Annotated in this window: 13 protein-coding genes; 2 read left to right on the plus strand and 11 right to left on the minus strand. The window is 71.0% G+C overall.

Features of this window, described 5'->3' with window-relative positions; genetic code table 11:
* Positions 1 to 133: 133 nt before the first annotated feature.
* The 9 genes from BJK06_RS02085 to BJK06_RS02125 form a co-directional block, all read right to left on the minus strand.
* On the minus strand, positions 134 to 358 hold the full coding sequence (locus tag BJK06_RS02085) for a DUF3046 domain-containing protein (RefSeq protein WP_022907383.1): 225 nt from the start codon (positions 356 to 358) through the stop codon (positions 134 to 136).
* Positions 359 to 458: 100 nt separating this feature from the next.
* Entirely contained in the window at positions 459 to 767 is a 309-nt protein-coding gene (locus BJK06_RS02090; RefSeq protein WP_058742950.1) for a helix-turn-helix domain-containing protein, read from the minus strand.
* 154 nt (positions 768 to 921) lie between these two features.
* Complete coding sequence (locus BJK06_RS02095) at positions 922 to 1,461, minus strand: nicotinamide-nucleotide amidohydrolase family protein (protein ID WP_083294986.1); 540 nt, start codon at positions 1,459 to 1,461, stop codon at positions 922 to 924.
* On the minus strand, positions 1,458 to 2,111 hold the full coding sequence (gene pgsA, locus BJK06_RS02100) for a CDP-diacylglycerol--glycerol-3-phosphate 3-phosphatidyltransferase (protein WP_083294987.1): 654 nt from the start codon (positions 2,109 to 2,111) through the stop codon (positions 1,458 to 1,460). Before pgsA ends, BJK06_RS02095 begins: the two co-directional genes overlap by 4 nt.
* Positions 2,108 to 5,050, minus strand: a complete 2,943-nt coding sequence (locus tag BJK06_RS02105) for a DNA translocase FtsK (protein ID WP_070416508.1) — start codon at positions 5,048 to 5,050, stop codon at positions 2,108 to 2,110. The genes pgsA and BJK06_RS02105 overlap by 4 nt, the downstream gene beginning before the upstream one ends.
* Before the next feature lie 168 nt (positions 5,051 to 5,218).
* On the minus strand, positions 5,219 to 6,895 hold the full coding sequence (locus BJK06_RS02110; protein WP_070416509.1) for a ribonuclease J: 1,677 nt from the start codon (positions 6,893 to 6,895) through the stop codon (positions 5,219 to 5,221).
* A 48-nt stretch (positions 6,896 to 6,943) separates the two neighbouring features.
* The gene (dapA, locus tag BJK06_RS02115) at positions 6,944 to 7,921 is read right to left on the minus strand and encodes a 4-hydroxy-tetrahydrodipicolinate synthase (protein WP_070419131.1); all 978 of its coding nucleotides are present in this window, start codon (positions 7,919 to 7,921) and stop codon (positions 6,944 to 6,946) included.
* Between the two features lie 252 nt (positions 7,922 to 8,173).
* Positions 8,174 to 8,692 carry a dihydrofolate reductase gene (locus tag BJK06_RS02120; protein WP_070416510.1) on the minus strand — a complete coding sequence of 173 codons (519 nt, stop codon included), beginning with the start codon at positions 8,690 to 8,692 and terminating at the stop codon, positions 8,174 to 8,176.
* Positions 8,692 to 9,522, minus strand: a complete 831-nt coding sequence (locus BJK06_RS02125) for a thymidylate synthase (RefSeq protein WP_070419132.1) — start codon at positions 9,520 to 9,522, stop codon at positions 8,692 to 8,694. Before BJK06_RS02125 ends, BJK06_RS02120 begins: the two co-directional genes overlap by 1 nt.
* Before the next feature lie 58 nt (positions 9,523 to 9,580).
* Here BJK06_RS02125 and BJK06_RS02130 point away from each other — a divergent pair, with 58 nt between their 5' ends.
* The gene (locus BJK06_RS02130; RefSeq protein ID WP_181015130.1) at positions 9,581 to 10,492 is read left to right on the plus strand and encodes a TIGR01777 family oxidoreductase; all 912 of its coding nucleotides are present in this window, start codon (positions 9,581 to 9,583) and stop codon (positions 10,490 to 10,492) included.
* Between the two features lie 53 nt (positions 10,493 to 10,545).
* Here BJK06_RS02130 and BJK06_RS02135 read toward each other — a convergent pair whose 3' ends face one another.
* Together BJK06_RS02135 and BJK06_RS02140 are read right to left on the minus strand one after the other, a co-directional pair.
* A complete protein-coding gene (locus tag BJK06_RS02135; RefSeq protein ID WP_374930688.1) occupies positions 10,546 to 11,007 on the minus strand; it encodes a tetratricopeptide repeat protein in 462 nt (153 codons plus the stop codon).
* A 5-nt stretch (positions 11,008 to 11,012) separates the two neighbouring features.
* On the minus strand, positions 11,013 to 11,759 hold the full coding sequence (locus BJK06_RS02140) for a 4-hydroxy-tetrahydrodipicolinate reductase (RefSeq protein ID WP_070419133.1): 747 nt from the start codon (positions 11,757 to 11,759) through the stop codon (positions 11,013 to 11,015).
* Positions 11,760 to 11,782: 23 nt separating this feature from the next.
* Between BJK06_RS02140 and BJK06_RS02145 the strand changes: the two genes are divergently transcribed.
* The gene (locus BJK06_RS02145) at positions 11,783 to 12,259 is read left to right on the plus strand and encodes a GNAT family N-acetyltransferase (RefSeq protein WP_070416513.1); all 477 of its coding nucleotides are present in this window, start codon (positions 11,783 to 11,785) and stop codon (positions 12,257 to 12,259) included.
* Positions 12,260 to 12,278 lie beyond the last annotated feature (19 nt).

Raw genomic sequence — 12,278 nt, forward strand, 5'->3', positions numbered from 1 at the left:
ACCGACATCACTGCCGACGACCGCGCGATCTGTGGACGAACTCTCCGGACAGCGCCGCTGTGGAGGAAGCTACCACCGATCGAACACCCGTTCGAGCAACACGCCGAACAGAGTTTCGGACGGAGACCGCGCGTCAGTCCCGCGGTTCCGCCAGCCCCTTGCCGTGCCGCTTCTCGAGCGGGACGTCCTGCGACTCGCACAGGGCCTCCCACACCCGGCGCGCATCGATGCCCGCGTCGAGCGCCTCGGCCGCCGAGCGTCCGCCGAGTTCCTCGAGCACCACGTCACGACTGACGACGGCACCGTAGGCATCGCCGAACACCTGGTCGACGGCCCGCCAGAACTCACTCACACGCATCATCCCAGCGTAACCGCGCCGCCCCGCAGCCAGAGCACGGCCCCGGAACGCCGAACACCCCCGCTGGCGGACCAGCGGGGGCGTTCGGGAAGCGGTGGCGTCAGCGCACCGCGAGGTCGTTGTCGAACTCGGCGACGAGGTCGTCCGGGAGCGTGTCGGGCACCGGGGTGAGCCCCTCGACCACCGCGAGACGGTCGCCGACCTCACGCATGATGGTCGAGATGGGGGTGTCCAGCGCGTCCGCGACGGACGCGAGGATCTCCGAGCTGGCTTCCTTCTGCCCACGCTCGACCTCGCTGAGGTACCCGAGAGCCACGCTGGCCTTGGACGCGACCTGACGGAGGGTCCGGCCCTTCTGCAAGCGGAAGTCCCGCAGAACGTCGCCGATTTCCTGACGAACGAGAACCATGAGAACTCCTCCTCTCTGTCGTCTCCGCGCCCGCTCGGTCCTGATGGCCGAGTTCGGGTTCAGCAACAGTAGCGTTGCCGGTTGCAGCATGCTAACCACGCCGGCTGCTCTACTGCTGGAGATTGCGTGAGATGTAACCCAGTGGAAACGGGACCTATTCCCGGGCCCGGATCGTGGACGACATCCGTGCCAGGAGTTCGGAGACGGTCGCCCAGCGGATTGCATCGCGATCGCCGTCGAGGTGCAACTCGTACGCCTGGGCACCGTCGGCGTCCGCGATGCCGACGAAGACCGTCCCCACCGGCTGACCGTCCTGCGGGTCGGGTCCGGCGACACCCGTCGTGCTGATGCCCCAGGTCGCGGGCGCTCCGTCGACCGCGAGTGCTGCTCGCACGCCCGAGGCCATCTGCCGAGCCACCTCGGGGTCGACCGCACCGTTGGACGCGAGCAGCGCCGACGAGACGCCGAGCACGGTGTGCTTCACGGGCGTCGCGTAGGCCACGACTCCCCCGCGCACCACGGCGCTGGCGCCCGGCACGCCGACGAGGGTCGCGACGACGAGTCCACCGGTGAGCGACTCCGCCACGGCGACGGTGTCGCCCCGTTCGGTCAGGCGCGCGACGAGGTCGCGGGCGTCCGTCCGGACGTCGGGTCCTGGAGGCGCGGTGCCGGTGACGTCGTCGGCCGCCGTCACGCGGTGGTCCGGTTGTGCTTCCACGCCTGGTACAGGTAGTCGATCCCGCTCAGGATGGTCGCCAGGAAGGCCGCGGTCATCAGGATGCCGTTCACCCAGTGCGCCCAGTCCCCCACGAGGTTCCACCACGGGAAGAGCGCGGCGGTCAACGCGACGGCCTGCAGCACGGTCTTGATCTTGCCGCCCCGGCTCGCCGGGATCACCCGGTCCGAGAGCACCGCGAACCGGAAGACCGTGATGCCGATCTCGCGCACCATGATCAGCACGGTCACGTACCAGGGGAGCTCGCCGAGGATCGACAGCGCGACGAGCGCACCGCCGATGAGGACCTTGTCCGCGATCGGGTCGACGAGCTTCCCGAAGTCCGTGACGAGGTTCTGCCGGCGGGCGATGATGCCGTCGGCGCTGTCCGTGACGATGGCGACGACGAACACGACGGCCGCCCAGATGCGCAGCGGCCCGTCCGTGCCGGCGTCCGTCAGGAGCAGCACGAAGAACAGCGGCGCCATGAGGATGCGCACGACCGTGATGATGTTCGCGACGTTGCCCGTCGACGCCGGGCCGGGGCCCTTGCGCAGGAGTCGTCCGCGCCACGGGAAGCGTGCGCCGTGCGTGGTCTCCGTGCTGTCCGAGGCGGTCATCGCACTCACTCCCTGCCCGTCAGTCCCCACGCGTCCTCATCGGGCTCGTCGTCTGCTTCATCGTACCCGCGCGTCATGTCCGCCACCGGGTCGGCACCGTAGCGGTCGCCGTCGTCGGTCGGGGCCGACGCCGGCGCCGGAGCCGCGGGAGCCGGACCGGCGGCGGGGGCGGCCGGGGCAGCACCCGCTGGTGGCTCCTCGCCCCGGAGCTTCGCGAGCACGGCCGGCAGCTGGTCGGTCGTGACGAGGACGTCGCGCGCCTTCGAGCCCTCGGACGGCCCGACGATGTCGCGGGACTCCATGAGGTCCATCAGACGGCCGGCCTTGGCGAACCCGACGCGGAGCTTGCGCTGGAGCATCGAGGTCGACCCGAACTGCGTCGACACGACCTGCTCGACCGCCGCGAGCAGCAGCTCGAGGTCGTCGCCGATGTCCGCGTCGATCTCCTTGCGCTCGACCACGGCCTGGACGTCCTGGCGGTACTCCGGACGGGCCTGGCGGGTGACGTGCTGGACGACCTCGGCGACCTCGCTCTCCTGCACCCAGGCACCCTGGACGCGGAGCGACTTCGAGGACCCCATCGGCAGGAAGAGCGCGTCGCCCTGCCCGATGAGCTTGTCGGCGCCCGGCTGGTCGAGGATGACCCGGGAGTCGGTGACGCTGGTCACCGCGAAGGCGATCCGCGACGGCACGTTCGCCTTGATGAGTCCGGTGATGACGTCGACCGACGGACGCTGCGTCGCGAGCACCAGGTGGATGCCGGCGGCACGGGCGAGCTGGGTGATGCGGACGATCGACTCCTCGACGTCACGCGGTGCGACGAGCATGAGATCGGCGAGCTCGTCGACGACGACGAGCAGGTACGGGTACGGCTTGAGCTTCCGCTCGCTGCCGGCCGGCAGGACGATCTCGTTGTTCGCGATCGCCTTGTTGAAGTCGTCGACGTGCCGGAACCCGAACGACGCGAGGTCGTCGTACCGCATGTCCATCTCCTTCACGACCCACTGCAGCGCCTCGGCCGCCTTCTTCGGGTTCGTGATGATGGGCGTGATGAGGTGCGGGACGCCGGCGTAGATCGAGAGCTCGACGCGCTTCGGGTCGACGAGGACCATGCGGACCTCGGACGGCTTCGCGCGCATGAGCAGCGACGTGATCATCGAGTTGATGAACACCGACTTGCCGGACCCGGTGGAGCCGGCGACGAGCAGGTGCGGCATCTTCGCGAGGTTGGCCACGACGAAGCCGCCCTCGACGTCCTTGCCGACGCCGATCGTCATCGGGTGCTTGGACTTGCGAGCGGCGTTCGAGCGCAGGACGTCACCCAGGGAGACGGTTTCACGGTCGGTGTTCGGGATCTCGACGCCGATCGCGCTCTTGCCCGGGATCGGCGACAGGATGCGGACCTCGTTCGAGGCGACCGCGTACGACAGGTTCTTCGACAGGGCGGTGACGCGCTCGACCTTCACGCCGGGGCCGAGCTCGATCTCGTACCGGGTCACCGTCGGCCCACGGGAGAACCCGGTGACCTTCGCGTCCACCTTGAACTCGGTGAGGACGCTCGTGATCGCGGCGACGATGTCGTCGTTCGCCTGGCTGCGTGCGACCGACGGCGTGCCGGAGCTCAGCGTCGTGGCGGCCGGCAGCCGGTAGGGCGCGGCCGGGTCTTCATCGGGGCCGGCCACCGGGGGCAGGCCGTCCGTGTCGTCGCCGGCGTCGACTGCGAGGTCCTCGGCCGGGAGCGACGGCGAGACCACCGGCGACACCGAGGCGTCCGGACGGACGACCTCGGCCGGCGCCGGGCGTTCCGGCACCGGGGTCCCGAAGTCGCGCAGGGCCTGTTCGGCGATCTGCAGGTCCTGCTCGACCGAGTCGTTGAGGTTGACCGAACCGGGCTCGGCCGGCGTGTGGTCGACCAGACCGGCGGCGGCACCGGCGTTCGGGCCGGGAGCCGGCGCGGCTGCGGCGGCCGGGGGCACGGTCGACGTCGCACCGCTGATCACGGGGCTGTCGTACGCGGGGTCCTCTTCGCGACCGGACTTGTTCCGGCGCCACCACGGGATGGTCCCGCCCTCGGCGTCGGACTCGGCGCCCTTGTCGTCCTCGAAGCCGAGGTCGTCGAACAGCTGGAAGTCGGTGTCGCCCTTCGCGCCGCGCTTCTTCGTCGGCTTGGTCCGTGCGGCGGGCGCCTCGGCGACGGGCTCGTCCGTCTCCGTCGCGGGGGCCGGCGCGCCGAACAGGTACGCGTAGAGCTCGTGCAGGCGCCGACCGATCTTGTTCGGCGGCGTCTTGGTGATGATGAAGAGCGAGAGCACGAGCAGCAGCACCGCGACCGGCACCGCGACCCACTCGGTGGCGACCGCGACGAGCCAGGCGATCACGACCCAGCCGATGACACCGCCGGCGGTCGCCAGCGCGGGCATGCCGTCCGAGGCGCTCGGCTGCCCGCCGAACACGTGGCAGAGCGCCGCGATGGACACGAGCAACAGGCCGAGACCGATCCCGATCCGGGTGTTGTCGTGCACGGACGCCGGGTGCCGGAAGAGCCACCCGGCGAAGACGACCATGATGACGGGCAACGCGAAGGCCAGCCGGCCGAACAGCCCGCCGAACGTGTACGCGTCGAGCGCCACCGAGACGGCGTTCGACGGGTTGAGCCACTCGACCACCGCGCCGGCGACCGCCAGCACGAAGAGCAGGAACGGGAACCCGTCGCGCCGCTGGTCCTTCTCGAGCGTCTCCGTGCCGAGCAGGCGGAAGACCGCGCCGACGCCGTGCGCCATCGCGAGCCAGAACGTCACGAGGGGGTTCTGTTCGCGGAAGACCGGGGTCGGTGCGGCCTGCGGCAGCTTCTTCGTCGTGGCCTGGGTGCGCGACGAGCCACGCGTCCCGCTTCCACGGGACGACGAGGACGCGCGCGAGCGCGTGGTCGACTTGGTGCCTCCGGCCATGGGCAGAACCCTAATCCCCCCTCAGGACAAACCGAGCGCGGCCCGCCGGTCAGCCGACAGGCCGGAACGTGCCAGGAGGCGCGGTGCACGTCCGTCAGGAACGTGCACCGCGCCTCCTGGACACGGCCACTGCGACCACCGCGACGTGCGCGGTGGTCGCGACGAGCACTACGCCTCGATGACCACCGGCACGATCATCGGACGACGACGGTGCTTCGTGTTCACCCAGCGGCCCACGGTCCGGCGGACGACCTGCCCGAAGGCGTGCCCGTCGCGCGTGCCGTTCGCGGCCGCCTCCGCGAGCGCCTTCGCGATCTGCGGACGGACGTCGTCGAAGACCGAGTCGTCCTCGGCGAAGCCGCGCGACTGGATCTCCGGGCCGACGACGCACTGGCCGGTGGTGAAGTCCACCGCGGCGAAGATCGAGATGAAGCCCTCTTCCGCGAGGACCCGGCGGTCCTTGAGGTCGGCGTCGGTGATCTCGCCCACGGTCGACCCGTCGACGTAGACGTACCCGATGTCGAGCTGGCCGGCGACCCGGACCTCGCCGTCCTTCAGGTCGACGACGATGCCGTCCTGCCCAAGGATGACGTTCCGCGGCGGCACACCGGTCTGGATCGCGAGGTCCGCGCTGGCGTACAGGTGGCGGTGCTCGCCGTGCACGGGCAGCACGTTCTTCGGCCGGAGGATGTTGTAGCAGTAGAGCAGTTCGCCGGCCGACGCGTGTCCGGAGACGTGCACCTTGGCGTTGCCCTTGTGCACGACCTTCGCGCCGAGCTTGGTGAGCCCGTCGATGACGCGGTACACGGCGTTCTCGTTGCCCGGGATCAGCGACGAGGCGAGGATGACGGTGTCGCCCTCGCCGATCTCGATCTGGTGCTCGAGGTTGGCCATGCGCGCGAGCACGGCCATCGGCTCGCCCTGCGACCCGGTCGACATGTAGACGATCTGGTCGTCGGGGACGTTCTTCGCCTTCTTCGTGTCGATGAGCACGTTCTCGGGCACCCGGAGGTAGCCGAGGTCGGCGGCGATCGTCATGTTGCGGATCATCGAGCGGCCCATGAACGCGACCTTGCGGTTCGCGGCGGCGGCGGCGTCGAGGACCTGCTGCACACGGTGCACGTGCGACGAGAAGCTCGCCACGACGACCTTCTTGCGGGCGCGCGTGATGATGTTCTCGAGCACGGGTCCGATGTCGCGCTCGGGCGCGGTGAAGCCCGGCACGTCGGCGTTGGTCGAGTCCGGCAGGAACAGGTCGACGCCCTGCTCCCCCAGGCGTGCGAAGGCACGGAGGTCGGTGATGCGGTCGTCCAGCGGGAGCTGGTCCATCTTGAAGTCGCCCGTGTGCAGGACACGACCGGCGGGGGTCGTGATCGCGACGGCGAGGGCGTCCGGGATGGAGTGGTTGACGGCCACGAACTCGAGGTGGAACGGGCCGAGCTGCTCGGTCTGGTCCTCGGCCACGACGAGCGTGTACGGCTTGATCCGGTGTTCCTTGAGCTTCGCCTCGACGAGGGCCAGGGTCAGCGTGGAGCCGATCAGCGGGATGTCGTCGCGGAGCTTCAGCAGGTACGGGACGGCGCCGATGTGGTCCTCGTGGCCGTGCGTGAGCACGACGCCGAGGACGTCGTCGAGGCGGTCCCGGATCGGCGCGAAGTCCGGCAGGATCAGGTCGACCCCGGGCTGGTGCTCCTCGGGGAAGAGCACGCCGGCGTCGACGATGAGCAGCTTGCCCTCGTACTCGTACACGGTCATGTTGCGACCGATCTCGCCGAGTCCCCCGACGGGGATGACGCGGAGGGTGCCGGCTTCGAGCGGCTGCGGTTCGGAGATCTGTGTGGGCATTCGGTCCTACGGATTCGGGCGACGCGCGTCCTGCGCGCCGCGTGTTCGCTAGCGGGTGGTGCCTGGCACCTTCGGAAGAGCACCGCCGGCCGCTGCGTTGCGGTCGGGGCGGAAGTTGGAGAAGTCGGCGCCCGGGATGTCCCGGACGGCTTCGAGCGAGGTCTCGATGGCGTACGCCTCGGAGTCCTCGGGGCCGACGAGCGGCAACCGGACGCGCGGGCTGCCGATGCGGCCGAGCCCGTGCAGGATGTACTTCGCCGCCACGGTACCCGGCACGCGCGTCATCACGGCACGGACGAGGGGTTCGACGCGCTTGTGCTCGGCGGTCGCGGTGGCCAGGTCGCCCCGGTTCACGGCGTCGACGATCGTGCGGTACGGCGTCGACGTGATGTTCGCCGTGACGCCGATGAGCCCCGTCGCGCCGATCGACAGGTGCGGGAGCACGTTCGTGTCGTCGCCCGAGAAGTACATGAGGTCGGTGTTGTTGAGCACCCGGGACACCTCGGCGAAGTCGCCCTTGGCGTCCTTCACCGCGAGGATGTTCGGGTGGTGCGAGGCCCGCACGATCGTCTCGTACGTGATCGGGATGCCCGTGCGACCGGGGATGTCGTACAGGATCACCGGCAGGTCGGTCGCGTCGGCGATCATCCGGAAGTGGGTGAGCACACCGGACTGCGTCGGCTTGTTGTAGTACGGCGTGACGATCATCACACCGTCGGCGCCGGCCTTCTCGCTCTGCTTGTAGAGGTGGATCGCGTGCGCGGTCTCGTTCGACCCGCCACCGGTGATGATCTTCGCGCGCCCGGCGGCGACGGACTTGCCGACCTCGACCAGCCGGAGCTTCTCGGGGTCGGTCAGCGTGCTCGTCTCACCGGTCGTGCCGGTGACCACGATGCCGTCGGCGCCGGCGGTGATGCAGTCGTCGATGTGCTGCTCGACGCCGGGCCAGTCGACCTCGCCGTCGGCCGTGAACGGGGTCACGAGGGCGACGAGGACCTGACCGAAGGGATTCTCACGCGGGGACACGGGCACCAGCGTACCGGGGATGCGCGCGAGGGCTGCCGTCCGCGTGGACGGTGCGGCCCAGGAGGCGCGGCTCGACCCCGCCCCGCACGCTGCGGCCGCGCGGCGCGTGGCCGGCCGGCGCTGGCGCGGCGCGTGCCCGGAACGTGTCGAACCAGGTTTCCGACGTCGAACCATCGGCGAGGCCTGGTGCGATGTCGTTTCCGTGGTTCCACGCGGCAGGGCCCGCCGCGGCGGCGCCCGCGGCGCCCGCCGCTACGCGCGCCGGCGCCACTCGAGGAAGCGGTAGCGCGTCCCGTCGACGCGCGACTCCTGCCACGGCCCCTCGTCGACGAGCGACCACCCGGCCGCCCCGGCGAGCGTCGGCGCCACGGTGTCCCCCGGCACCTCGACGTCGATCACCGTCTCGGAGACCCGGTCGGCGAAGGGCACCCCCGCCGCGTACACCTGCCCGCCGCCGATGATCCACACGGGCTCGTCGGTGTCCAGCGCGGTCGCCAGGTCGTGCACGACCTCGGCCCCGTCGGCCGTCCACGAGCCGTCATGCGTCAGCACGACGTTCCGCCGTCCGGGCAGCGGCCGGAAGCGCTCCGGCAGGGACTCCCACGTGCGACGCCCCATCACGACCGTCGCGTCGCCGGTGACCTGCCGGAAGTGCGCGAGGTCCTCCGGTACGTGCCACGGCATCCCGCCGTCGGCCCCGATCACGCCGTTGGTCGAGCGCGCCCAGACCATCCCGACACCACGGACGGGTTCGGTCCACGAGGACGACATCAGACGGCGACCGCGGCCGTGATCGCCGGGTGGTGGTGGTAGCCGACGACCGTGAAGTCCGCGTACTCGTAGTCGTCGATCGATCCCCGCGGCGCGAGCTCAAGTGTAGGGAGCGCGTACGCCGTCCGGGACAGCTGCTCCTCCACCTGCTCGACGTGGTTGTCGTAGATATGGCAGTCGCCGCCGGTCCACACGAACTCGCCGACCTCGAGCCCGGTCTGCGCCGCGATCATGTGGGTGAGCAGCGCGTACGAGGCGATGTTGAAAGGGACGCCGAGGAACATGTCCGCGCTCCGCTGGTAGAGCTGGCACGAGAGCTTGCCGTCGTTGACGTAGAACTGGAAGAACGCGTGGCACGGGGCGAGCGCCATCTCGGGGATGTCGGCGACGTTCCACGCCGAGACGATCAGGCGGCGGCTGTCCGGGTTCGTCGTGATCTGCTCGATGACCTGGGCGATCTGGTCGACGTGCTCCCCCGACGGCGTCGGCCACGAGCGCCACTGCACGCCGTACACCGGGCCGAGGTCGCCGTCCTCGTCCGCCCACTCGTTCCAGATCCGGACGCCGTGCTCCTGCAGCCAGCGGGCGTTGCCGTCGCCGCGCAGGAACCAGAGCAGCTCGTAGGCGACGGACTTGAAGTGCACCCGCTTCGTCGTGACGAGCGGGAAGCCCTTCGACAGGTCGTACCGGAGCTGTGCGCCGAACAGGCTGCGGGTCCCCGTCCCGGTGCGGTCGCCCTTCGGAGTCCCTTCGGTGAGGACACGCCGCAGCAGGTCCTCGTAGGGGGTCGCGACGGTGGGGTCGGGCTGCACGGTCTCGCTGTCGGTCACGACCACGAGCCTACGACGAGCCGGAGACATCCACGGGCAGTTGAGTAGCGTGAACGACATGACGACAGCGCCGCTCTCGATCCTGCTCGCCGGTGCGTCCGGCTTCATCGGTACGCCCCTCGTCCACGCCCTGCGCGAGGCCGGGCACCACGTCACCACCCTCGTCCGACGAGAGCCGCGCACGGCGAGCGAGTTCCGCTGGTCCCCGGGCCCCCGGAAGCTCGACCCGGCGATCCTCGACGGCGCCGACGTCGTGATCAACCTCGCCGGCGCGAACATCGGCAAGCTCCCCTGGACCGAGACCTACAAGCGGGAGATCCTGCAGTCGCGGGTGTCCGCCACCGAGACCCTCGTCGAGGCCATGCGCCACGCGACGAACCCGCCGCCGCTGTTCCTCTCGGGCTCGGCCTCGGGGGTCTACGGCGACCGCCCCGCCGACGTCCTGCAGGACGACGCGGCCGCCGGCACCGGCTTCCTCGCCGAGGTCTGCACCGCGTGGGAGGCCGCCGCGAACGCCGCTCCCGAGGGCGTCCGCGTCGTGACGCTCCGCACCGGCATCGTCGTCGGGAAGGGCGGCGGTGCGCTCGCACCGCTCGTCCCGCTCACGAAGACCGGGCTCGGCGGCCGCCTCGGCACCGGTGGGCAGCACTGGCCGTGGATCGCCCTCGAGGACGAGGTGGGCGCGATCGTGCACCTCGCGACGAGCCCCGACGCCGCGGACGTCGTCGGGCCGGTGAACCTCGCCGGCCCCGAGGCCGCCGTCGCCGACCGCATCACCAAGCGCGTCGCCGAGGACCTGCACCGGCCCTACCTCTTCCGGATCCCGGAGTTCGCGCTCCGGCTGCTCCTGCAGCAGGCGGCCGACGAGATGCTCCTGTCGAGCCAGCAGATGGTGCCGACGAAGCTGCTCGAGTCCGGCTACGCGTTCCGGTACCAGCGCGCCGAGGACGCGGTCGACGCCGCGTTCTGACGCGACCGGCTGTTAGCCCGGAGGCGCGGTGCGGGCCCGCACCGCGCCTCCTGTCAGGACACGCGTGCCCTGGTGAGCGCTTCGCGCATCGCGGCCCGCGCCCGCTTGCGGTCACCCGCGGCGTCGTAGACGACGCCGAGTCGGTACCACCCGCGCCAGTCCGTCGGGTCGGACTCGACGGCGGCCTGGTAGTCGGGGAAGAGCTCGTCGGCGGCCTCGCGCGTGGGACGCCCCGAGGGACGGACCGGGACGACGTCAGCGGGAGCGCCGCCCTCCTGCTCGAGCCGGGCGCCGAGCCGCGTGATGCGCAGGCCGAAACGGAACTCGAGCACGAGCAGCAGCGCACCGATCGCCGCGACGACGAAGAGCGCGACGCCGATGCCGATGCCGATCGGGATGCCCGTCGCGATGAACGCCACGGCACGCTGCCCGACGAGCACGATGTACAGCGCCAGCAGCACCGCCATGAGCGCCGCGCCCCAGAAGGGCGAACGGAGGGACCGGGTCAGGCGCACGGCGGTCAGCCGATGCCGAGGACGCTGCCGAGGCCGACCGTGAGGCCGCGCATCGACCCCACGGCGGACAGCGCCGCCCGGATGCCGGCCACGTAGGCGACGTCGTCGTTCGTGTCGTGCCGGATGGTCAGGGTCTCGCCGGGGCCGCTCAGCACCACGTCCTGCACGGCCGTGACGCCCGGCAGACGGAGCGAGTGGATCGGGACGCTCGCGACCTGCTGCCCCCGCGCGCGCTGGTCGACGTGGGGCGCGTCGACCGGACCGACCTCGCGCCGGGCGTCGGCGATGAGCTCGGCCGTGCGGACCGCGGTGCCCGACGGGGAGTCGATCTTGCCGGCGTGGTGCGTCTCGACGATCTCGACCGAGGGGAACCACGGAGCGGCGATCGTCGCCAGGTGGGTGCCGAGCACGGACCCGATCGAGAAGTTCGGGACCACGAAGACGCCCTGCTCCGGACGCGATTCTAGCCCCGCGCGGAGTGTCGCGAGTCGGTCGCCGGACCACCCGGACGTGCCGACGAGCACGTTCGCGCCGCTCACGAGGGCGTTGTCGACGATCGCGGGGCTGAGCGCCGGGACGGTCACGTCCACCACGATCGCCGCGCCGCCGAACACGTCGGGACCGGCCTCGTGCGCCCCGTCCTTGGAGGACAGGCTCGCGACGAGCTCGAAGTCGGGCAGTTCCTCGACCACGGCGGCCACGAGGCCCCCGAGACGACCGGTGGCGCCGACGACGGCGACGGGAGTGACCATGTCCACCATCCTAGGATCGACGCATGACGCTCGAGGTCAGGACCGTGCCGGCAGACATCCCCGAGGTCGACGCGCTGCTCGACGCGTACCTCGACGAGCGCGAGGCCACGTTCGCGAGCGCGCAGGGGTCGTACTCGCGGAAGCGCACCCCGGCGGCCGAGTTCACGCCGCCGGTCGGCACCTTCGTCGTCGCGTACGACGGAGGTCGCGCGGTCGGGTGCGGCGGCCTCCGCCGGATCCCCGACGACGGCGACGACGTCCGGTTCGAGGTGAAACACGTCTTCGTGACCCCGGAGGGGCGCGGACGCGGCGTGGCGACGGCGGTCATGGACGCGCTCGAGGCACGCGGTGTCGAGCTCGGCGCGACGGCGATCGTGCTCGACACGAACGACTCCCTCGTCGCCGCCGGTGCGATGTACCGCGGTCGGGGCTACGAGCGGGTACCCGCGTTCAACGAGAACCCGAACGCGACCGCCTGGTACCGCAAGCCGGTGCGCTGAGGCGATCCGCGCCTCCGCT

Source organism: Curtobacterium sp. BH-2-1-1, from assembly GCF_001806325.1.
Classification (GTDB): domain Bacteria; phylum Actinomycetota; class Actinomycetes; order Actinomycetales; family Microbacteriaceae; genus Curtobacterium.

Bases quoted from the DNA above. Each gene is read 5' to 3' on its own strand.
- BJK06_RS02105 (WP_070416508.1), bottom strand. From the start codon at position 5,050: ATGGCCGGAGGCACCAAGTCGACCACGCGCTCGCGCGCGTCCTCGTCG.
- BJK06_RS02090 (WP_058742950.1), bottom strand. From the start codon at position 767: ATGGTTCTCGTTCGTCAGGAAATCGGCGACGTTCTGCGGGACTTCCGC.
- BJK06_RS02110 (WP_070416509.1), bottom strand. From the start codon at position 6,895: ATGCCCACACAGATCTCCGAACCGCAGCCGCTCGAAGCCGGCACCCTC.
- BJK06_RS02120 (WP_070416510.1), bottom strand. From the start codon at position 8,692: ATGTCGTCCTCGTGGACCGAACCCGTCCGTGGTGTCGGGATGGTCTGG.
- BJK06_RS02130 (WP_181015130.1), top strand. From the start codon at position 9,581: ATGACGACAGCGCCGCTCTCGATCCTGCTCGCCGGTGCGTCCGGCTTC.
- BJK06_RS02140 (WP_070419133.1), bottom strand. From the start codon at position 11,759: ATGGTCACTCCCGTCGCCGTCGTCGGCGCCACCGGTCGTCTCGGGGGC.
- BJK06_RS02085 (WP_022907383.1), bottom strand. From the start codon at position 358: ATGCGTGTGAGTGAGTTCTGGCGGGCCGTCGACCAGGTGTTCGGCGAT.
- BJK06_RS02145 (WP_070416513.1), top strand. From the start codon at position 11,783: ATGACGCTCGAGGTCAGGACCGTGCCGGCAGACATCCCCGAGGTCGAC.